The organism is Flavobacterium sp. CECT 9288 (assembly GCF_918731615.1).
In the GTDB taxonomy this organism is placed as follows: domain Bacteria; phylum Bacteroidota; class Bacteroidia; order Flavobacteriales; family Flavobacteriaceae; genus Flavobacterium.
In genome coordinates, this window is record NZ_OU957226.1 from 2,899,787 (window position 1) to 2,922,256 (window position 22,470).

Annotated in this window: 21 protein-coding genes and 1 tRNA gene; 8 read left to right on the top strand and 14 right to left on the bottom strand. The window is 33.3% G+C overall.

Features of this window, described 5'->3' with window-relative positions:
• The first annotated feature begins 34 nt into the window (after nucleotides 1-34).
• Nucleotides 35-1,546, top strand: a complete 1,512-nt coding sequence (locus LQ189_RS12850) for a GH3 auxin-responsive promoter family protein (protein ID WP_230157692.1) — start codon at nucleotides 35-37, stop codon at nucleotides 1,544-1,546.
• Between the two features lie 206 nt (nucleotides 1,547-1,752).
• Nucleotides 1,753-2,424: a response regulator transcription factor gene (locus tag LQ189_RS12855; protein ID WP_230157693.1), complete on the top strand. Its 672-nt coding sequence runs from the start codon at nucleotides 1,753-1,755 to the stop codon at nucleotides 2,422-2,424.
• Between the two features lie 455 nt (nucleotides 2,425-2,879).
• Here LQ189_RS12855 and serB read toward each other — a convergent pair whose 3' ends face one another.
• From serB to LQ189_RS12880, 5 genes are all read right to left on the bottom strand, one after another.
• Complete coding sequence (serB, locus tag LQ189_RS12860) at nucleotides 2,880-4,115, bottom strand: phosphoserine phosphatase SerB (protein WP_230157695.1); 1,236 nt, start codon at nucleotides 4,113-4,115, stop codon at nucleotides 2,880-2,882.
• A 241-nt stretch (nucleotides 4,116-4,356) separates the two neighbouring features.
• On the bottom strand, nucleotides 4,357-4,767 hold the full coding sequence (locus tag LQ189_RS12865) for an SRPBCC family protein (RefSeq protein ID WP_230157697.1): 411 nt from the start codon (nucleotides 4,765-4,767) through the stop codon (nucleotides 4,357-4,359).
• A 148-nt stretch (nucleotides 4,768-4,915) separates the two neighbouring features.
• Entirely contained in the window at nucleotides 4,916-6,148 is a 1,233-nt protein-coding gene (clpX, locus tag LQ189_RS12870) for an ATP-dependent Clp protease ATP-binding subunit ClpX (protein ID WP_230157698.1), read from the bottom strand.
• 77 nt (nucleotides 6,149-6,225) lie between these two features.
• The gene (gene clpP, locus LQ189_RS12875) at nucleotides 6,226-6,900 is read right to left on the bottom strand and encodes an ATP-dependent Clp endopeptidase proteolytic subunit ClpP (RefSeq protein ID WP_086455462.1); all 675 of its coding nucleotides are present in this window, start codon (nucleotides 6,898-6,900) and stop codon (nucleotides 6,226-6,228) included.
• Nucleotides 6,901-7,327: 427 nt separating this feature from the next.
• A complete protein-coding gene (locus tag LQ189_RS12880; protein ID WP_086455475.1) occupies nucleotides 7,328-8,653 on the bottom strand; it encodes a trigger factor in 1,326 nt (441 codons plus the stop codon).
• A gap of 379 nt (nucleotides 8,654-9,032) precedes the next feature.
• Here LQ189_RS12880 and LQ189_RS12885 point away from each other — a divergent pair, with 379 nt between their 5' ends.
• The gene (locus LQ189_RS12885; RefSeq protein ID WP_230157699.1) at nucleotides 9,033-11,219 is read left to right on the top strand and encodes a T9SS type A sorting domain-containing protein; all 2,187 of its coding nucleotides are present in this window, start codon (nucleotides 9,033-9,035) and stop codon (nucleotides 11,217-11,219) included.
• Nucleotides 11,220-11,400: 181 nt separating this feature from the next.
• Here the strand turns inward: LQ189_RS12885 and LQ189_RS12890 are convergent.
• The 9 genes from LQ189_RS12890 to LQ189_RS12930 form a co-directional block, all read right to left on the bottom strand.
• A tRNA-Glu gene (locus tag LQ189_RS12890) sits at nucleotides 11,401-11,472 on the bottom strand.
• 276 nt (nucleotides 11,473-11,748) lie between these two features.
• The gene (locus LQ189_RS12895; protein WP_230157700.1) at nucleotides 11,749-12,555 is read right to left on the bottom strand and encodes a hypothetical protein; all 807 of its coding nucleotides are present in this window, start codon (nucleotides 12,553-12,555) and stop codon (nucleotides 11,749-11,751) included.
• The gene (locus LQ189_RS12900; protein WP_230157701.1) at nucleotides 12,555-13,061 is read right to left on the bottom strand and encodes a heavy-metal-associated domain-containing protein; all 507 of its coding nucleotides are present in this window, start codon (nucleotides 13,059-13,061) and stop codon (nucleotides 12,555-12,557) included. The genes LQ189_RS12895 and LQ189_RS12900 overlap by 1 nt, the downstream gene beginning before the upstream one ends.
• A 4-nt stretch (nucleotides 13,062-13,065) precedes the next feature.
• Nucleotides 13,066-13,536, bottom strand: a complete 471-nt coding sequence (locus LQ189_RS12905) for a TlpA disulfide reductase family protein (RefSeq protein WP_230157702.1) — start codon at nucleotides 13,534-13,536, stop codon at nucleotides 13,066-13,068.
• 78 nt (nucleotides 13,537-13,614) lie between these two features.
• Entirely contained in the window at nucleotides 13,615-13,968 is a 354-nt protein-coding gene (locus tag LQ189_RS12910) for a heavy-metal-associated domain-containing protein (RefSeq protein WP_230157703.1), read from the bottom strand.
• 148 nt (nucleotides 13,969-14,116) lie between these two features.
• Complete coding sequence (locus LQ189_RS12915) at nucleotides 14,117-14,488, bottom strand: hypothetical protein (RefSeq protein ID WP_230157704.1); 372 nt, start codon at nucleotides 14,486-14,488, stop codon at nucleotides 14,117-14,119.
• 85 nt (nucleotides 14,489-14,573) lie between these two features.
• Complete coding sequence (locus LQ189_RS12920) at nucleotides 14,574-14,918, bottom strand: phage holin family protein (RefSeq protein WP_086452925.1); 345 nt, start codon at nucleotides 14,916-14,918, stop codon at nucleotides 14,574-14,576.
• Between the two features lie 54 nt (nucleotides 14,919-14,972).
• Nucleotides 14,973-15,731 carry an alpha/beta fold hydrolase gene (locus LQ189_RS12925; protein ID WP_230157706.1) on the bottom strand — a complete coding sequence of 253 codons (759 nt, stop codon included), beginning with the start codon at nucleotides 15,729-15,731 and terminating at the stop codon, nucleotides 14,973-14,975.
• 34 nt (nucleotides 15,732-15,765) lie between these two features.
• Nucleotides 15,766-16,479: a pyridoxine 5'-phosphate synthase gene (locus LQ189_RS12930; RefSeq protein WP_230157708.1), complete on the bottom strand. Its 714-nt coding sequence runs from the start codon at nucleotides 16,477-16,479 to the stop codon at nucleotides 15,766-15,768.
• Nucleotides 16,480-16,594: 115 nt separating this feature from the next.
• Between LQ189_RS12930 and LQ189_RS12935 the strand changes: the two genes are divergently transcribed.
• From LQ189_RS12935 to LQ189_RS12955, 5 genes are all read left to right on the top strand, one after another.
• On the top strand, nucleotides 16,595-17,254 hold the full coding sequence (locus LQ189_RS12935) for a CBS domain-containing protein (protein WP_230157711.1): 660 nt from the start codon (nucleotides 16,595-16,597) through the stop codon (nucleotides 17,252-17,254).
• 63 nt (nucleotides 17,255-17,317) lie between these two features.
• The gene (locus LQ189_RS12940) at nucleotides 17,318-18,202 is read left to right on the top strand and encodes an NAD kinase (RefSeq protein ID WP_086452921.1); all 885 of its coding nucleotides are present in this window, start codon (nucleotides 17,318-17,320) and stop codon (nucleotides 18,200-18,202) included.
• 170 nt (nucleotides 18,203-18,372) lie between these two features.
• Complete coding sequence (locus LQ189_RS12945) at nucleotides 18,373-19,047, top strand: DUF6089 family protein (RefSeq protein ID WP_230157713.1); 675 nt, start codon at nucleotides 18,373-18,375, stop codon at nucleotides 19,045-19,047.
• Between the two features lie 2 nt (nucleotides 19,048-19,049).
• A complete protein-coding gene (locus LQ189_RS12950; protein ID WP_086452919.1) occupies nucleotides 19,050-19,790 on the top strand; it encodes an isoprenyl transferase in 741 nt (246 codons plus the stop codon).
• Entirely contained in the window at nucleotides 19,723-22,452 is a 2,730-nt protein-coding gene (locus LQ189_RS12955; protein WP_230157715.1) for an outer membrane protein assembly factor, read from the top strand. The genes LQ189_RS12950 and LQ189_RS12955 overlap by 68 nt, the downstream gene beginning before the upstream one ends.
• The last annotated feature ends 18 nt before the right edge of the window (nucleotides 22,453-22,470 follow it).

A 22,470-nucleotide genomic window follows, 5' to 3' on the forward strand; every position in this document is an offset into this window, starting at 1 on the left:
TTATCATTCGTAATTCATAATTCATAATTTAAAAATGCCGCTAACCATAATCAATTCGTTTGCTTCTTGGGTTCTTAAACAAAGGATTCATCAAATCGAACTTTTCTTGAAATACCCTAATGAAGTTCAGGAAGAATTGCTTATGCACTTGATACAATCCTCAAAGAATACAGTTGTTGGCAAAGAATATGAGTTTACATCTATACAAAACTACGCCACGTTTGCAGATCGAGTTCCTATATCTAGCTACGAAGAATTACAACCCCTTATTGAACGAACTCGCCAAGGAGAACAAAATGTTTTTTGGGAAACACCCATAAAGTGGTTTGCTAAATCAAGCGGCACCACAAATGCTAAGAGTAAATTTATCCCAGTAAGTAACGAAGCATTAGAAGATTGTCATTACAAAGGCAGCAAAGATTTGCTATGCTTGTACTTGAACAACAATGAAGACTCAGAACTGTTTGTGGGGAAAAGTTTGCGTTTAGGTGGCAGTTCCCAAATTTATGAAGATAAGAATACCTTTTTTGGAGACTTGTCGGCTATTTTAATAGAAAACATGCCTATTTGGGCGGAGTTTAGCAGCACACCAAGCAGCAAAACTTCCTTAATGAGCGAATGGGAAACTAAAATTGCAGCCATTATCAACGAAACTAAAAACGAAAATGTAACTAGTTTTGCCGGAGTTCCTTCCTGGATGTTGGTATTAATGAATAAAATGCTGGAGGAAACTGGGAAAGGCAATTTACTAGAACTTTGGCCCAACTTAGAAGTGTATTTTCATGGTGGTGTCAATTTTGAACCGTACCGAGAGCAGTACCAAAAAATACTTCCTAAAAAAGATTTTAAATACTACGAAATATACAATGCCTCCGAAGGTTTTTTTGCTATTCAAGATTTAAATTACTCTAGTGATTTGTTGTTGATGTTGGACTACGGGATTTTTTATGAGTTCATTCCGATGGATACCTTTGGTACGCCGAATCAAAGAATTATTCGACTGGCAGATGTAGAATTATTTAAAAACTACGCCATTGTGATTACGACCAACTCAGGTTTGTGGCGCTACATGATAGGCGACACGGTACGTTTTACTTCTTTAAATCCTTATAGAATAAGAGTTACAGGCAGAACGAAACATCATATCAATGTTTTTGGGGAAGAATTAATGGTTGAAAATACGGATCAGGCTATTTCCAAAGCCTGTAAAATCACCCAAACCGAAGTGGTGGATTATACCGTGGCACCCATTTTTATGGAAGGCAAAGAAAAAGGCGCTCACGAATGGATGATTGAGTTTAAAGACAACCCTACTGATGTATTGCAATTTCAGAAAGTATTAGATGAATCCATACAATCTTTAAACTCTGACTACGAAGCCAAACGTTACAACAACATGACTTTAAACCCATTGGTGATCAATATAGCACGTAAAAATTTATTTTACGACTGGTTAAAAGACCGAGACAAACTAGGCGGGCAACACAAAATACCAAGATTATCAAATCAGAGGGATTATCTGGAGCAATTGAAGGAGTTGCAGTAAAAAAAAATATACGTGATCGAAATGAATTGAGATTGTATAAATTAAATAGAAGTACTATTCCTTAATAAATATTGCAATAGCAATTTTAACAAAATCTAACTTCAAGATGATATCTCAATGAGTAAGAAATAAAAAAGTATTTTAAATATCTATTTGAACGCAAAATACATTATTCTATATTAGCATTTTAAAATGCAATTCATTTAATGACAACACATAACCTTCTTCTTGTAGACGATCATCCTATTACTATTGATGCCTATATCAATATACTATCCCGACTTGAAAACGCTACTATTCCAAAACATTTTACTACCGCATTTTCATGTCAAGAAGCATATAACAAAATAAGGGATAGGAATCATTCTCAGTTAACATTAGACGTAGCTTTTTTAGACATTAGTTTACCTCCATATGAAGACAGAAATATTCAAAACGGTATTGATTTAGGAATTCTTATCAGACAGTACTTTCCTAAATGTAAAATCATTTTATTAACCATGCATAGTGAACCTCTCCTCTTACACAATGCAATTGAGAGAATAAATCCCGAAGGTTTTATATTAAAGAATGACATTAACGCACAATCCCTGATGACCGCTTATCAAGAAATAGTAGTTGGGCAAAAATTTTACAGCACCACCATTCACAAAGTGTTACGCCAAGACATTATAAAAAAACTTGATTTTGATGCCATTGATTGTGAAATATTGGCCTTACTATCCCGCGGCATAAGGACTAAAGACATGACAGAACAACTTGAACTCTCCCTGAGCACTATTGAAAAAAGGAAGTCAAATATTAAAATCCAGCTTTTAGTTGATAAAGGAACCGATAAAGATATCATAGAGGAAGCAAAAAAAATAGGGATCCTCTAATCCAAAAAACCGTAAAATTTTAACATAAAAACCGTAAAATTAATCCAAAATCTTACATTAGATTTGCAAAGTAGAAGTTTAAAAAAACAGAATGCCCCCAATTTTCTGTTCTATTAAGCGTTTGTTAAAAATTGAAAGCACTAGATTGATTTTACACTAATCATACTAATCTGACGAAGGACCTACTACTTCTTTTAGGATTAATTTTAGAAGTATATAGTTATTTTTTTAAGAAATTATAAACTAAAAAATCAGCATTCTAGTGCTATCAAACAATTTGTTGAGATGATTTATCCATCTCAACTTGAAATAAGAAAACTTTTATCAGTTAGCTGTTTCAACCATCTATTGATACTATTTTTTGATTTATAGCCATCACAAAATACATCATAGATTTTTTTTTGAGTTAAGCACTCGTGAATAACGAGTGCTTTTTTTTTATATTTTCTAGAAGATTAATGTTCCATCATATCAATATGTCTATCATGATATCCTAATAGGTATAAAACACCATCCAGACCTAAACTAGAAATAGCACTTTCTGCCTTTTCCTTAACAGTAGGTTTCGCGTGAAAAGCAATTCCAAGACCAGCAAGATTTAACATTGGTAAATCATTTGCGCCATCACCAACCGCAATGGTTTGATTGATATGAATACCTTCTTTATCAGCAATGGCTTGTAGGTATTCGGCTTTCTTTTTACCGTCAACAATTTCACCTATGTAATTGCCTGTTAACTTACCGTCTCTTATTTCAAGTTCGTTTGCATGTACATAATCAATTCCCAATTCTTTTTGCAAATAGTTCCCAAAAAAGGTAAAACCTCCAGACAAGATAGCCGTTTTGTATCCATAATATTTTAAGGCCTTCATCAAACGATGTGCGCCTTTTGTGATAGGTAAATTCTCGGCTACAGTTTGCAGCACTTCTTCACTTAAACCCTCTAACAAAGCCATTCTTTGCTTAAAGCTTTCGCTAAAATCAATTTCGCCATTCATTGCGGCCTCAGTAATTGCTTTAACTTGCTCGCCTACTCCAGCAAGTTCTGCAAGCTCATCAATAACTTCGGTTTGAATTAAGGTCGAGTCCATGTCAAAACACACTAGACGCCTATTTCTGCGATACATATTATCTTCTTGAAACGATATATCCACATCAAGCGTTCTCGAAATTTCCATAAAACTAGCGGTTATAAAAGACTTATCAACGATTGTTCCCGTTACCGAAAGCTGAATGCAAGCACGAGGGAATTCTTCTTTTTCAATAATGGAAACACGTCCTGTCAATCTCTTAATGGCATCAATATTCAAGTTTTGATTGGATAAAATCTGGGTCACAGCAGCAATCTGTACCGCTGTTAGTGTTTCCCCTAAAATATTGATTGTATATCTTTGTTTACGTTGTCCTTTGACCCAAATCTCATAATCAGCAATAGATATAGGAATAAATTTGACTTTAACCCCCAATTCATAGGCTTTGAATAACAAATCTTTTAAAACCGGTCCTGATGTTGATCCAGCCTGAATTTCAAATAATATACCCAAGGATAGCGTATCATGAATATCAGCTTGACCAATATCTAAAATAATAGCATTATAATTGGCTAAAATTGATGTTAAACCAGCAGTTACTCCAGGCTTATCTTGTCCTGAAACTTTCAATAATATAACCTCTTTGTCCTCTACTTTCATGTGACCTAATTAAATTGTACCAACAAAAATCGATATTCTAAAGTTGATATTAAATAAATAGCTGTGATTTTTTAAAACAATAACAAATACTGTAAAAACTGCATAAAAAAACCTGTTTAAATTAATAAACAGGTTTGTAATTTTAAGAAAACTGCAATCTAAGAGATACTCGAATTTGATTAAATCATACTTACTATTTATCTTAGAGCGCTAAACTTCAACGTGCTATTTTTAAAAATTTTCAAAGAGTTGCATTTTCGACATGTTTTTTAAAATTATCTAAAATTGCCTGCCACCCATTTTTTTGTAATTCTTCAGTATTCTCTGTTTCTGGGTCAAAGCTTTCTATTATTTTTACATTATCTGCTTCCTTCTCAAAAACAAGTATCACTTTTCTACCATCTGCCAGTTGGTACTCTATTAAAGAAAGGTTCTCAACTTTAGTATAAACTCCTTCAAAATCAAACTGCATTGTACCGTCTTTTGAAGCCATCGTATATTTGAATTTACCGCCCACTTTTAAGTCATTTTCTGCAAAAGGAGTATGCCAATCATCTGAGGCGTTATTCCATTTCATGATATGCTCTGGAGTAGTCCATTTTTCCCATACTTGATCTATTGAAGCATTTATGGTGCTTTGTACTGTTATCATTTGAAGTTGTTTTATAGATTTGAATAGTAAAAATACAAAATATTTAAAGTCGGATTTCTTTTTTAAATGCCAATATCTTTTTTTAAATTTCTACAAAAAAACCTGTCCAAATGAATGAACAGGTTAGTGTTTTTAAGAAAACTGTAATTTAAGAAGCTATTTCCAAACGCTTCAATAAGTTTTTATTCAAGGTTTCCTCAGCGTATTCTTGATTTATTTCAAGTACTTTGTTATCTGAACTTGGTAATTCGTACATCGCATCTGTTAAGATAGCTTCACATAAAGAACGCAAACCACGTGCACCTAATTTGTATTCTAAGGCTTTATCAACAATAAAATCTAAAGCTTCATTAGTAATGGTAAATGCAACCTCATCCATTAAAAACAACTTTTCATATTGTTTGATTAATGCATTTTTAGGCTCTGTCAAGATTGAACGTAATGTTGCTCTATCCAAAGGATCCATGTGTGTCAAAACTGGTAAACGACCAATGATCTCCGGAATCAATCCAAAATCTTTGATGTCCTTAGGGATAATGTATTGCAACAAATTGTCTTTGTCAATATTGTCTACATTTTTTGACGTCGAATACCCCACGGCTTGACGGTTCAATCGTTTCGAAATAATTCTTTCGATTCCATCAAAAGCACCACCGGCAATAAACAAGATATTTTGAGTATTAACTTCTACAAATTTTTGGTCTGGGTGTTTACGTCCTCCTTTTGGTGGGACATTCACAACGGTTCCTTCTAGTAATTTTAGCAAGGCTTGCTGTACTCCTTCACCAGACACATCACGCGTAATAGATGGATTATCACTCTTACGAGCAATTTTGTCAATCTCATCGATAAATACAATTCCACGTTCGGCTTTGGCTACATCATAATCAGCAGCTTGTAACAAACGTGTTAAAATACTCTCGACATCTTCTCCTACATAACCCGCCTCTGTCAATACTGTAGCATCTACAATAGCTAAAGGAACGTCAAGCATTTTTGCAATGGTTTTAGCTACTAATGTTTTACCTGTTCCGGTTTGCCCAACCATGATGATGTTACTTTTTTCAATCTCTACCTCATCGTCTTGTTGCTGTTGCATCAAACGTTTGTAATGATTGTAAACTGCTACAGACATCACCTTTTTAGTCTGGTCCTGCCCAATAACATATTGATCTAGGAAAGCTCTAATTTCTTTTGGTTTTTGCAAAACTAAATCTCCTACTAGCTTAGAACTACCAGTTGTTTTTAATTCTTCAAGAACAATTCCGTGCGCTTGCTCGATACATTTATCACAAATGTGTGCATCAATGCCTGCAATTAATAAATTAGTTTCTGGCTTTTTCCTTCCACAAAACGAACATTCTAATTTTTCTTTCGCCATATTTTTTGTTTCAAGTTTAAAGTTTCAAGTTTAAAGTTTCCATACTAACATTAAACTTGAAACCTGAAACCATTTTTTTATCCTCTTCTCAACACTTCGTCGATCATTCCGTACTCTTTTGCCTCATCAGCTTTCATCCAGTAATCACGCTCACTATCTGCATGTACTTTATCAAAAGTTTGTCCTGAGTGGTGCGAGATAATGTTGTATAACTCTTCTTTAAGTTTCAACATCTCTCTTAGATTGATTTCCATATCTGTTGCAACACCTTGTGCTCCACCTGATGGTTGGTGAATCATAACACGAGAATGTGGCAATGCAGAACGTTTTCCTTCAGCACCAGCGCATAACAATACTGCTCCCATTGAGGCAGCCATACCCGTACAAATTGTAGCTACATCAGGCTTGATGTATTGCATGGTGTCATAAATTCCTAAACCTGCATATACACTTCCTCCTGGAGAGTTCAAGTAAATTTGAATATCCTTAGAAGCGTCTGCACTTTCTAAAAACAACAATTGTGCTTGTACTATGTTTGCAATTTGATCATCAATTCCTGTTCCTAGAAAGATAATTCTATCCATCATTAATCTTGAAAAAACGTCAAGTTGCGAAATGTTTAACTGGCGTTCTTCAATAATATAAGGAGTCATATTAGTAGGATTCATTGCCGCAACGATTTTATCGTAATACATGGCATTTACTCCTTGGTGCTTTGTAGCAAATTTTTTAAATTCTTTACCGTAGTTCATTTGTATAAGTTTAAAAGTTTGAAAGTCTAAAGTTTGAAAGTCACAAACAATAACACAAAGGTCATACCTTTTTACTGATGATGCCAATATGTCTTGTTTTTAGCCCAGATAGTAGTGAAAAGCTTTTTGAAATGGAGTTACATTTTATTACAAGAAAAGAGCGACCAAAGAGAGCTCCTTTTATTGTTTATAAAAATGTAAACGAAATAAAAAAACTTGTAACAAATAGCTGGATTTGCTTCTGAAAAAAAAATCAGAATAAATTCAAACAAAAGAGCGTCAAAAAAAATTTTTTCTGACGCTCAAATATAGGTAATTTTTATTGTTTTGCATTTGTAATAAAATCTTAAAATTTGAAACAACTAACGAAATTGTTTTCGGTTTTTTCAACTTTTGACTTTATGACATTTGACTTTACGACTAGAATTTATTCTCCGTAAGATGCAGCAATAAACTCTTCGTAAGTAACCTCTTTAGTCGTTGGGTTTGCTTTTTCTTTGAATAATTCTAATAATTTTTCAGCAACAACTTGATCAGAAAGTCTTTTTACTTCATCTTGGTTTGATAAAACTCTTGCTACAATTCCTTGAACTTCTTCGTCAGTAGGATTTGTTTGTCCGAATTGTGCCATTTGCTGACGAATGTTTTTAACTGTGAATGTTTTCAAGTCTTCAAAAGTGATTTTGATGTCAGATTGTGCCATAGCTCTACCTTCGATCAATTGAAAACGCAATCCTTTTTCAGAACGTGCATACTCAACCTCAGCTTCTTCTGGAGTTAATTTTTTCTCACCAACAGTTTGCAACCATTTTTTCAAGAACTCAGCTGGCAAATCAAACTTAGTACTTTCAATTAAGAACTCCGTTACATCACCTAATAATTTTTGATCTGCTTGAGCAGCAAATTGGCTTTCAGCGTCCTCTTTTATTTTTCCTTTCAATTCTTCAAGTGAAGAGATTACTCCTGCACCAAACAATTTATCAAACAATTCTTGATTCAATTCAGCTAATTCAGCTTTGTTGATTGCTTCTATAGTGAAGTTTACATCAACGTCTAAACCGTGAACGTCATCATGATTTACTTTCATCACGTCCATCAATTGATGATCGTCTTCAAATAAACCTTTAGTATTTACAGTTACCACATCACCTACTTTTTTACCAATGAATAAATCAAAAGTAGCTTTGTCTTTAAAAAGATCAGCAGCAATGGTGGTAGCATTATTAATTCCTTTTTCTTCGTTAGAGAATGTTCCCGTAACATCTGAATCAGCTGCAACAACTTCTTGAGGAATTGCAGTTCCAAATTGTTTTTGGATTCTTTCTACTTGACCGTCGATTAATTTATCATCAGCAGTAACAACATATTTCACGATGTCGTTTTTAGCCTCTAAATCCAATTCGAAATTAGGAACCAAACCAATTTCATATTCGAAAGTCAATTCTTCAGCACTCCAATCAAAGTTTTCATTCACTTTAAGCAATGGAGTTCCTAGGAGGTTCAAACGCTCTGATTGCACATAACGCTCTAAGGCAAGATCAACCACTTTTTGTACTTCTTCCTCTTTGATTTTTTTGCCGTATTGTTTTTCAACTAAGTCTTTAGGCACAGCACCTTTTCTAAAACCTTTTACAGTTGCCAAAGGCATTTTTTCATTTATTCTTTTTGCTACTTGACCTTTATAATCCATATGAACAACTGTCATTACAATTGTTTCATTTACAGCGTCTATTGCTACTCTTTTAATATCCATCTTCTTCTTTAATTTACATTATAAAATTGGGTTGCAAAATTATAAAATTTTTATACGCCAACCAAGCTTTTTATCGAGACCCTTTTTACCTAATTTATCCCTATAAAATACTAAAAACACCATTTAAACACCTTCAATTTACATGAAATAATCACTATTTATCTAGTCAATAATCATCAATCTACACTAAAGAATACTTCGAACATCTATAATTCAAAGTAAAAAAGCAATATTGAGACACAAAAACAGCCTCTGAATATAAAATAAAATCCTGATATTTAACATATCTCATTGCATTTGTTCAAAAAAGACACTTACAGAAACAAAATAAATACTTTATGTTTTATAATTTTATTTTTGTACTAAAAAACAATGCTTTATGAAAAAAATTTACTTATTTAACTTGCTAACTACACTATTTTATAATAACCTTATTGCTCAAAAAATCCAAATCAGTAAAGAACAACTCACTCCACTTACACATTTTGAAATCAATGCTGATTATGGCAAACTTGTAGATGGCGTAGTTGGATTAGACAATCAATTTACATATGCACCTGCAAATAATACTTCTGCTATATCATGGCCTCATAAAGTACTTATTGACCTAAGAGGAACCTACAACATTACACAACTTAGGGCTCATGATGGATTTTCGTCTCCAACAATCAATTGGTATGCCGGAACATCAGCAGCAAACACCAATTTAATAGCTGGACCTATTAGCTTAACTGGCTTTAATAGTTACAACACTCAAAACGTTACCGCAAATGGCGTCAGGTACATTATTATTGAACAACTTGAAAATCTTTCGCGATTTCCATCAGAAATTGAAATATACGGAACTGCCATATCAACTATCCCTTCTGTAACAGCCACAACAAAACCCCCTATTGATGCAAAACAATTACTAGGAAGTAATGGCTACATTACAAATGACCCTATATATGCAGGACTTTTTACAGGCTATAGATGCTTCTCTGAAGTAGACATGTTCTTTGACCCCAATGCCAAACTTATGGTGTCGCCATCAAATACAGGAGGCATTCATTTTAAGAACAACATGACAGCTTTAAAAAATGTAGGGACAGAATCTATTATTGTACTACAAGAGTCCCCTTTATTTTTCATGAATAAATCAGCTGCAGAACATGACAGACAATACAAACCAATTGCATGGAATATTACAAACTACAATATCCCCTCAAACTGGCAAGAAATTGCAAAAGTGTATTATCGTTTAGCAGGCTATATCGGCAGTCAAAAAATACCGCTTTCCGACATGAATTTCAACACCACACCTCAATACACTAATCAAACCGTAAACATTGCAGAAAGCGGTCTTGGTTTAGCAAATTGGATAGAAGTATTAAATGAACCTGACAAAACCTGGGCTATACCTCAAACAGCAGGCTACTACTCCCCTTTTACACTTGCATCGCTTATGTCTGCAGCTTATGATGGACACCAAGGCACAATAAGCAAAGCCGGAATTAAAACAGCCGATCCAAACTTAAAAGTAGCTATGGGAGGTATTTACAAATTGCAATACGAATATATCAAAGCTATGCATGAATGGGCAAAAGCCAATAGAACTGATGGGAAATTCCCCGCTGATGCAATAAATTTCCATCACTATAACAGCAACAGCGCAAACGGAGATCAAGGTGGAGGAACAGGAGCACTACATCCTGAACAAGGACAATTAATCACACAAATGCAACAAGTAATTGATTACCGAAACAAATATTTACCTAATGTAGAAATCTGGCTTTCAGAATGGGGAATGAGCACCAACAATGGACCATTACAAGTTCCCAACTTAGCAAGTTATGGTAATAAAGAAGATGTTCAAGGAGCATGGATGATACGCACTTATCTAGCATTAATGAAATTAAACATTGACAAGAGTTACATGTATCAAACTATTGATGAGAATGACCCTAACAACAACTCTACTTTTGGAGGAGTAGGAATTCTAAAACATGGCACTTTAGAAAAAAAGCGTTCCTATTATTACGTTTCAGATTTCACAAGTTTATTTAAAAACAAAAACTATAAACTTAAATCCGACTTATCAACAACAAATGTAAGAGACTATGTTTTTGAAGACATTACAGAAGGCAAAGAAATGCGATTTGTATGGTCTCCAACTGGTAATGAAACTACCATACCAAACTATAATGTAACTATTGCAGGCACAAACATTACTGGTTATCAATTTACCGGCCAAGCACATGGAATTTCGAATTACCCAAATTCTAATACAATAACAGTTACAGAGATACCCAGAGTATTCATTTACAACACTAACACATTATCTATAGATGAAATTGAAAAAGAAAATTTAGTAACGTATCCAAATCCAACTTTTGGTAAAATTCACATTAACAAACCTGTGAAAAGTATTTCTATACTCAATATTACAGGACAAACACTCGAAACGATAGATATGTCAAATAAAAATACAAGCATTGATCTAAAAAATCATTCTGCAGGGGTCTATATTTTAAAAATCACAACTGAGGAAAACAAAATTAAATACACCAAAATAATCAAAAAATAAAGAAGCTATTTAAAAGTAGTAATACTAATTAAACACGAATCTCATACTCCAATTTTTTAATGATACATTTTTTATATATGACTAAAATAAATCAACTCTAAAACAAAAAAAGCCTCGAAAAATCGAGGCTTTTTTGATTGCGTGTGAATTATTGACCTAATACATCAAAATTGAAAGTTTGTAGCCCGTAGCGGAATCGAACCGCTCTTACATGGATGAAAACCATGCGTCCTAACCGATAGACGAACGGGCCTGCATTATTTCGGGTGCAAAAATAGAAACATTAATTTAAAATCCAAAAGAAATTACTGTTTTTTTCATAAAAAAACAAGAATCACATGGAATGAAACCCACAACTATTTGATTTTAAGTGTCTAAAAAAATAAGATTTTTGTTAAAAAAATAGAGTTAGAAATAAAAAAAGCTCCTAAACTTAACTATCACTTCAAGAAGAGACATTAAATAACACTATTCAAGCAAAAGCACAATCCAGCTCACTAATGAATTAACTGAATTGCGCCGCTATGCATTACTTTAAAACATTAAAGAAATTATACTCCAGGTTAAGGTAAAAACCATTAGGAGCGGTTCTCATTATAGAACTATACAATTCATATCGGTAAGCCACATCAATTCTTGCTTGACTGTTTATTATGAACTGAACTGAAGGCACTACATCTAGAAATGATCTTCCATTATTATTCAATGTTTGCCCTAAAAATTCAATCATTGTATTAATGTTGGTCTGCTTAAAATTAGTATATTTCTTAGGATACATCAATCTACCAATAGAAAATGTGTAATTAGTGGCATTGTCACTTAAATTCTCTGGAAAGTCATAATTAGGCTTGTTATCATACACTTTTTCAAAACTTAAACTTGAACTAAGAGCTACTTTTTTGATAAGCTGCGTGGCTACTATTCCGGTTTCAAACCCTGTATTTTGCCCTTGAATTTCAATCTGTTCTTGATGAATTTCGGCATTATTAAAACTATAGCGACCAAAAGCCGCCATCCTAAAATGACTTTGCACATCATCTGTAGAAAGAAATCTGTATTTAGCATAGATACTAGCTCCTTCGGTGTTAAACTGATTGCCTCTATTACTCACAAATAATGTGGCACGAGCCATCAAGTTTTTATTAATTCCAAAAGTTGCTTCGGGCATCATGTGATAATTGTACCCAGACTCCATTTGTTTTTTAAAAATAGATTGCCCTAATCGAATTCCCAAAGATCCTGCAGGAACATTACTTGCAGGATCCGTGACAACAAAAAGCTCTTGAGCATTAATACTTGTTACAAAAAGTAACAATAGTGCAGTATATAACTTCATTACAATACTCTTTTTATATGATAATCTTCTTCATTGTCTAGGGCATAGGTAGCTATCTTAGAAAATTCTTTTTGCATTTTTTTGAACTCCTTTTGTGTTACATATCCCTTGTCATAGACTTTAACCTTGGTATCCACTGTGTTATTCGGTACGAATTCATCTAGCAAAACATAACTTGATTCCTTCTTTTTTAAATCGGCTGCAGAAAGTGTCAGCTCAAGAGAACCAATAAAAAAACCTGCTTTTTCAACAGCATCTTTCAACATTTTAGGCGTGATGGTATTGTTGTTTTCAAAGGCTACAAAAAACGAATTGGTATTTAAATCTGTAGTTACAGTATTAACACCACTCATGGCTTTTAACTGTTTGTTTATAGCATTAGAGCACATAGAACACGTTAAACCTGTCGCTTTTATTTCGGCTTTTTGCATTTGCGCCAAACTGGTAAAACCGCATAACAAAACTAAGCCAATAGACATGGCTGCTTTTAAATTATCTCTAAACATCTTGTTATTTTTTTAAAAAGGTTAAAATAATTTCCTCGGTTGGGTTTATAGCTACCAATGTACCCGAAGTATCAAACAAATAAGAACTTGGCAATCCTTCAACTCCAAAAAGCAATGCCGTTTTGGCATCAAATCCATTTGCATCTATCAATTGCGGATAGGCCAATTTATCTTTTTCAATAGCAGCAATCCATTTTGCCTTATTGGTGTCTAATGATATTCCTACTATTTCAAAATTTTCATTTTTATGAGCATTATAAAAAGGTACTAATTTTTTATTGGCTTGTCTGCATGGTCCACACCATGAAGCCCAAAAATCAACCAAAACTACTTTGCCTTTAAATGATTCAAGAGTTACTGCAACATCTGTATTGTTATTTAATTGAATATTTGGCAACGCATCGCCGGTTTTAATTTGAGCATTGGCTAAAGCCAAATTTAAAAATATACTGAGTATTACTATTATATTTTTCATTTTATATACGTTTAAAAGATACCTACTTATTGAGCAAAACACAACTTAATAAGTAGGTACTTGTTTAAATTACTATCTTTATTTTTGTTTTTTAGCAACTCGATCGTATTGACAACATCCGTGAAGACTATCATAAGCTGCATCTGGAGCTTTATGACTGTCGCTGTCATATCCTGCTGCTGCAATTCTTTTTAAAATTTCTTCTTGGTTTGTTTTGGCAGGATTGAATACTAAGGTTGCCATCTTAGTCTCAGTATCCCACTGCACCTTTGCTACGTTTTTTTGGCCACCAGCCGTTTCTATATTTTTTTTGCACATACTACAGTTTCCGTAAATTTTCACTGTTTTGGTTACTTTATTAGTACTTTGTGCGCTTACTGTTACTGATAGTATTAGGACTAAGGCTACTATAATTTTATGAAATGTTTTCATCTTAATTTATTTTTTTGAGATATAATGCCGTCAAATACCCCAGCAGTACATAAAAATGTATTGTTGAATAAATGACACGACAAATTTTTGATTTTTTTTTAGCTAATTCTTTTTTAACAAGACAGACTTTTGGCTGTCATCAATACAATTATGCTATTTTTGGCGGAAGCCAGATGGATTTATATCCTGAAGATACGAAGATATTGGAATAATAAAAGTTCTGTTTTTTTGTAGAAAAATCAAACAGAGGATTATTAAATTCTAATTGTATGCTGTTTGTCATTCCTAGACAAACAAAAGAACCACCACATGTAATGCTTTTACAAGCTCCATTGCAGCCGTCATGAGATTCTTTTTTTGAAGACTGTTTTTTAGAACAACAATCTTTTTTTTCTTTTTTAGCTGTACTTTTTTTGGCACAACACGTCATTTCCCCTTTTTGATTACACGCCATAGCTGTTGTAGGACTCATAAAGAATCCTAAAACAACTAAAAGTAATATATATAGGTTTTTTGACATTGTATTCAATTATATTTTACAAAGGTATTTATTAATCATTTACAACACAGCATCTTGTTGCTAAATGAGTGTTAAAATTTATTTTTTACTTATTAATTCCTAATAAACCATTCATTATAGATTGACTAACTGATAATAATACACTAAAAATAACTGCCGTTAGAAAAGTATCTATCCTAAATCCATCTACTAATTTTGAACATAAAACAATCATAAGCGCATTAATTATCAACAAGAACAATCCTAATGTAAGCACTGTAACAGGTAATGTTAAAAGAACAAGAATAGGTTTGATAAAAATATTTAACAATCCTAAAACCACCGCAACAACTAAAGCTGTTGTAAATCCATTTACGTAAACGCCCGGTAAAAAGTTTGCTAGTACTAAAACGATTATTGAAGTGATGATAATTTTTAGAAGTAAATTCATGGGATGAAGGTTTTATTTAAAATTAAAATTCTATTTTTTTTTATGGTTATAACATTAGATCAAGAAAGAAACAACCACATTATAAAATACCGTTGGATTTTCGGCGTGAAGCCAATGCCCTGTTTCTGCTATGGTTTGTATCGTTGCTAATGGAAAATGCTTTTTTATATCATTAAAATCACTATCTAAAATGTAATTCGAATTCCCACCTCTTATGAATAATGTAGGTTTAGAAAATTGTGCATGTTCAGGCAAAGCTAGTCCTATCTGGTCTAAATTTTCATTAAAAGCTGCTAAATTAAACCTAAAAGCCAATTGACCAGGCTCTTTCCAATATAGGTTTTTCAATAAAAACTGTCGGGTACCAAAATCAGGAATAAATTTTTCAAGAATTATCTCAGCATCACTACGAGTTGGTTTCTTAGAAAAATCAACAGCATTTAAGCCCGCTAAAATAAGTTGGTGGTGTTGCGGATAAAATTTTGGACCTATATCTGCAACAATTAGCTTACTTATTAATTCTGGATGTGTTGTAGCCAGTGTCATAGCTACTTTGCCACCCATGCTGTGCCCAATGATATAAATAGAAGACAACTCATGCGTTTGACAATACTCAAAAACATCTTGTGCCATGATTGCGTAACTAAATTCACTAGAATGTAAACTTCTACCATGATTGCGAAGATCTAGCGTGTGAACTTGAAAATGAGCTGCAAATTGCGTTGCCAATGATTTCCAATTGTCTGACATGCCTAAAAATCCATGCAGAATTAAAAGCGGTTGCCCAGAACCTTCTATTTTTGAAAAAAGCATATGCTATTATTTTTTAAAACTAATTTACATTTATTTACTTCAACTTTTGCAAATACATATTAACAACATTCTCGAGTCCAAGATACAAAGCCTCAGAAATAAGCGCGTGACCGATAGAAACTTCTAAAAGTCCAGGGATATTTTGTTTGAAAAATTGAATGTTATCCAGACTTAAATCATGTCCAGCATTGATACCCAACTGCAATTCATTGGCTAATTCGGCTGCAGCGATATACGGTTCAATTGCTGAAGTATTGCCTAAGCTGTATTGGTGAGAAAAAGCTTCGGTATATAGTTCGATACGATCAGTACCTGTTTTTTTAGCACCTTCGATCATGTCGAGTCGTGGATCTACAAAAATAGAAGTTCGAATGTTGTGGCGTTGAAATTCCTGAATCATCTCGGTCAAGTAAGCTTGATTTTTAACCGTATCCCAACCAGCCGAAGAAGTGATAGCTCCAATGGCATCAGGAACTAAGGTTACTTGTGTAGGCTGACACTCTAAAACCAAATCGATAAAATTATGCTGCGGGTTACCCTCGATGTTAAACTCGGTGTAAACAATCGGTTTTAAATCGCGGGCATCTTGGTACCTAATGTGTCGTTCGTCAGGCCTTGGGTGAATGGTGATTCCTTGACCCCCAAATCGCTGAATATCGGTAGCGACTTTTAACAAATCAGGCACATTGCCGCCGCGAGCATTTCGTAAAGTTGCTATTTTATTGATGTTTACACTTAACTTTGTCATGAATACAGGTTTAGTTTGATTTACTAGTGTTTAATTGAAAGCAAAAATACAAAGTAAAACTTAGGAGATTTTGCTATTTTTTGATTATTTTGCATGAAATATTGCTCGCAAACTTATGACAGACCTACTCCAATTTATCAACAACGACTATAAAGCCCTTGACAGCCAAGAAACTATTGCGGAAGTTCAGGACTTTTTTAGTGATATATCGTTCTCTCACTTTCCTGTGGTAGAAGATGGCGTGTACTTGGGCTGTATTGCTGCAGAGGATAGCGAGACCTTTGACAGTGATAAAAAAATCATTGATTATCGTTTTACTCTAGAAGGTTTTTATGTTCGAACTACTACTATTTGGTTAGACGTTTTAGAAGTATTTGCCAAAAACCATACTAATTTGGTACCAGTTTTAGATTCAAATAATAACTATGTTGGTTATTACGAAATGGAGGATGTCATGCGCTTTTTTCATGAAACCCCATTTTTAAAAGAACCAGGTGGAATCATAGTGGTTCAAAAACCAATTTTAGAATACTCGATGAGTCAGATCACTCAAATTGTAGAAAGTAATAATGGCAAACTGCTTGGCTTATTCGTTTCGGAAGCAGCAGTTGATAGCATTGTGGTTACTTTAAAAATTTCTTTGGGAGCTATGAACGAAATCATTCAAACATTTAGACGATATAATTACGAGATTTTATCAGACCACCAAGAAGACAATTACATCAACAACTTAAAAGAGCGCTCTGATTATTTAGACAAATACCTTAATATCTAGTGCAAAATTTCACATTCAAAAAGTGTTATACCAATTATTCCATAAAACGATTATTCAAAAAATATGAAAGTTGCTATCTACGGTCAATATTATCAAAACAGCACAGAACCAATTATCAATGATATCTTTGATTTTTTTAATAAAAAAAAGGTTGAAATGGTTATTGAAGCTCAATTTTTAAAAATATTAAACGATAAGAAAATTGTAGAAAAAACATACAATACCTTTAGCAAGCACACTGAATTAGACACTAGTTTTGATATGTTGATAAGCATAGGTGGAGATGGCACCATATTAAGAGCTGCTACACTAGTGAGAGACTCTGGCATTCCAATATTAGGTATAAATGCAGGTAGACTAGGTTTTTTAGCTACAGTACAAAAGGAAAATATTGCAGCATTTATGCAATTTGTAATTGACAAAAAATATACCATTTCAAAAAGAACTCTATTAACATTAACCTGCACACCCACAAACGAGGCCATAGAGGAAATTAATTTTGCAATGAATGAAATAACAGTGAGCAGAAAAGATACTACTTCTATGATCACTATTGACACGTATCTAAACGGAGAGTTTTTAAATTCGTATTGGGCAGACGGACTCATTATATCAACCCCAACAGGATCAACTGGATATTCATTAAGTTGTGGTGGTCCAATATTAACTCCTGATGTAAAAAGCCTTGTTATTACACCAATTGCACCACACAACCTAACCGCAAGACCACTTGTTGTACCAGACGAAACAGAGATAAGGCTAAAAGTATCTGGTAGAGAAGAAAATTATTTGGTTTCATTAGATTCAAGAGTCACCTCTATAAAAAACGAATCGATATTAACCTTAAATAAAACACCATTTCAAATTAATATGGTTGAAATTCCCGAAGAAACTTTCCTAAAAACACTTCGCAACAAACTACTTTGGGGTCAAGACAAGCGCAATTAAATCATTTTACTTAAAAGGCTATACGATTTTATCAGTTTTTTACGTTTAAAAGAAACAAACGCCTTGTTTAAAGAACGTTACTATGTGAATTATTAAAAAAATACACATTTAACAGATTGGGCATTGTATCGAATTGATAATTATTATATTTGCACGCAATTTTTGAGTTAATGAAGAAGATCTTTTATTTATTATTATCTATTATTTCCTTTACTGAAGTACAATCTCAAATACATGAGGTTGGTATTTTTATGGGCGGAAGCAATTACATAGGTGATGTAGGAACAACTAATTATATTGCACCAAATGAAACTGCTTTTGGTTTTTTATACAAATGGAATAAAAGTCCGAGACATTCTTACAGGTTTTCATACAACCAATCTCACCTTACTGCTAGAGACCAAGATTCTAAGGAAGGAGGCAGAACTAATAGAGGTTATGATTTTAAAACAAGTATTCAAGAAGTATCATTAGGTCTAGAGTTCAATTTTTTCGACTTTAATCTTCATGAATCATCGACTAAAATTACTCCGTATGTGGCATCCGGTATTAATTATATCTTTGCTGATTATAACTTAAACAACAGCAAGACTGGATTAAAAGTAAATGGAAGAACAGAAAGAAAAAATTCTGTTGCAATACCAATGATAATAGGAGTTAAATCAAACATTACACCACATTTCATATTAGCTTTAGAAACAGGTGCTCGATACACCTTTAGTGATAATATTGACGGTAGTTTTAATCAAAATTTTGGGAATATAAATAATAACGATTGGTATGTTTTTACAGGAGTAAGCCTTACATACACTTTTGGACAAAAACCGTGTTATTGCACTGAATAAAAATGAATTTATTAGAAAATATAGACACCACTAGATTACCCAAACACCTAGCCATTATTATGGATGGTAATGGGCGCTGGGCAAAACAACAAGGATTTTTACGCGCTTTTGGTCACGAAAGCGGGACTAAATCAGTAAAAGTTATTATTGAAGCTACAGCAAAATTAGGCATTGAGTGCCTAACATTATACGCATTCTCTACCGAAAACTGGAATAGACCTAAGCTAGAGGTAGAAACCTTAATGAAGGTTCTTATAAATTCCTTAAAAAAAGAATTGACCACATTGCAAAAAAACAATATTAAGCTCAACGCAATAGGCAACTTAGAAAAACTCCCTAAAACAGCTCAAAAAGAATTACTTGACGTTATTGAAAAGACCAAAAACAATACGCAAATGACTTTGACTTTGGCGTTAAGCTATGGTTCAAGAGAAGAACTCGTTTCGGCTGTTAAAAACATCTGTAGTAAAGTTAAAAATAATATAATTTCAATAGACAATATTGACGATTCCATTATTAATGAGCATCTTTACACGCAAAATTTACCAGAGGTAGATTTATTAATACGAACAAGTGGAGAACATAGGATAAGTAATTTTTTGTTGTGGCAAATAGCCTATGCAGAATTATATTTTACTGATATATTGTGGCCAGACTTTAAAGAACAAGATTTATATGAGGCTATCATTAGTTATCAAAAAAGAGAACGCAGATTTGGAAAAACAAGTGAACAAATTAAATAATTTTTTAGTGTTAAAAAAAAGCATACAATTAGCCCTTAGCGTATTGATTTTCGGGTGTTTTACACAAGTAAAAGCGCAAGAAAGAGTCCCTTTTGATCAAGGAAAAAAATACATATTAGCTGATGTTACCGTTGTAGGCGATATTAGTTTTAACAGCCAAACTGTAGTTACTTTTACAGGATTACAGAAAGGTCAAGAAATCACAATTCCTGGAGAAGAAGTGAGTACTGCTATAAAAAAACTAGGTAAACTTGGCTTATTTGATGAAATCTCTTTTTATGTAAATAGAATTCAAAACGATAGTATTTACCTTGATTTAAACATTGTTGAATTACCTAAACTAGGTGAAGTAAAAATTGTAGGTGTTAAAAAAGCTAAAGTTGAAGAACTAATCAAAGACAACTCTCTTACAAAAGGGAAAGTTGTTAATGAAAACTTGATAACAACCACTAAAAATTATATCGAAAACAAATATAAAAAAGATGGTTTTTACAATACTAAAGTTAACATTAACACCATAAAAGATACCGCAACTATCAATCAAGTGAATATGCTTGTAAACATTGATAAAGGCGACAAGGTGAAAATAGAAAATATTGATTTTGTAGGAAACACTAAGATAAGTGATAAAAAACTACAAAGTGCAATGAAAGACACTAAGAAGAAGAAAGTTACACGTATTCTTAAACCATCAAAATACATTAAAGACAAATACAAAGCCGATCTAGAAAAAGTAATTGCCACTTATAAAGAAAAAGGATTTAGAGATGCTAGAATCGTATCTGACTCTGTGGTGTACAATAAAGAAAAAAACCTCCTAAATATAAAAATCAATGTTGAAGAAGGTAATAAATATTACTTTGGAAACATTAAATTCCTTGGAAATACAATCTATACCGATCAAGGTTTAGGTAGAGTTTTAGGAATTAAAAAAGGAGATACCTACAATGGTGTTTTACTAGAAAAAAGAATTGCTGACAAGTCTAAACCAGATGCAGAAGACTTAACAAACTTATATCAAAATAATGGTTATTTATTTTCGAATGTAAATGCTGTTGAAGTTAAAACGGCAAACGATACCATTGATTTTGAGATTAGAATCACCGAAGGACCTATTGCTTATTTCAACAAAATTACGGTAGTTGGAAATGACAAAACTAATGATAGAGTAATTTACCGTGAATTAAGAACCAAACCAGGGGAAAAATACAGTAAAGACGAATTAGTACGTACGGTCCGTGAAATTGGACAATTAGGATTTTTTGATCCTGAGGCTATTGACCCAAAATTTAGAAATGTAGATTCAGGAGCAGGAACAGTTGATATTGAATACAATCTTGTTGAAAAAGGATCAAGCCAAATTGAACTTCAAGGAGGTTATGGTGGTGGTGGATTTATAGGTACGCTAGGATTATCCTTCAACAATTTTTCGGCTAGAAACATGTTCAAAAAAGAAGCATACAAGCCATTACCGATGGGAGATGGACAAAAAGTTTCATTGCGTTTGCAAGCTAGTACCTTTTTTCAAACATACAGTATGTCTTTTTCTGAGCCATGGTTTGGAGGTAAGAAACCAGTGTCTTTTAGTTCATCACTATCCTACAGTAAACAATTTTTGAACAATTTTGTTACGCAAAGAGCGGATAAAACAAGAAGTTTTGACATCCTAACCTTATCTGTAGGTCTTGCAAAAAGACTTACTGTACCAGATGATTTCTTTGTATTATCTCAATCTATAAGCTACCAGCACTATTCATTAAACAACTACAACACCGGTTTGTTTACTTTTGGTAACGGAACTTCAAGAAACTTGTCATACACTATAGGACTTACCAGAAACAGTAAAGGTGTAAACCCTATTTTCCCAACATACGGTTCAGAGGTTAGCCTTTCGGCAAAACTGACACCTCCTTATTCGTTGTTCAATGGAGTAGATTATGCTAACCTTGGTAATCAAGAAGAGTATAAATTAAAGAATACTGAAAACAGACAAAATATACCAGATGCTAATGGAAACATTGTAAACATTGGAGATTATATAGATGCTAATGGTAATAAAGTAACTGATTTTAATTTGGCTGCAGCCGATGCAAGTAAAGTTGACCAAAAAAGATTCAACTGGTTAGAATACTATAAAGTAAAATTCAAAGCTGATACGTATACCAAAATTTATGGTAAATTAGTATTGCGTTTATTAACAGAGTTTGGATTTTTAGGAAGCTACAATCAAGAACGTGGAGCAGTTCCGTTTGAAAGATATTATTTAGGTGGGGACGGATTAGCAAACTTTGCAATGGATGGACGTGAAAACATTCAATTGCGTGGTTACCCTAACAACTCTCTTACTCCTACAAATGAAAGAGGAGATCAAATTGGTGGAACTGTATTTAACAAGTTTTCAATGGAATTGCGTTACCCTATCACATTAAAACAATCAGCATCTATATATGCACTTGGATTTTTAGAGGCGGGTTCAGCATACAAAGATTTTAAATCCTTTAACCCATTTTCTTTAAACAGATCAGCGGGTGTTGGATTGCGAGTTTTCATGCCAGCATTTGGATTATTAGGAATCGATTTTGGACATGGATTTGATGCACTTCCAGGACAACCAAAAGCAAATGGATGGGAAACCCATTTCATTATAGGCCAACAGTTCTAAAAATCGTTTTTTGCAACT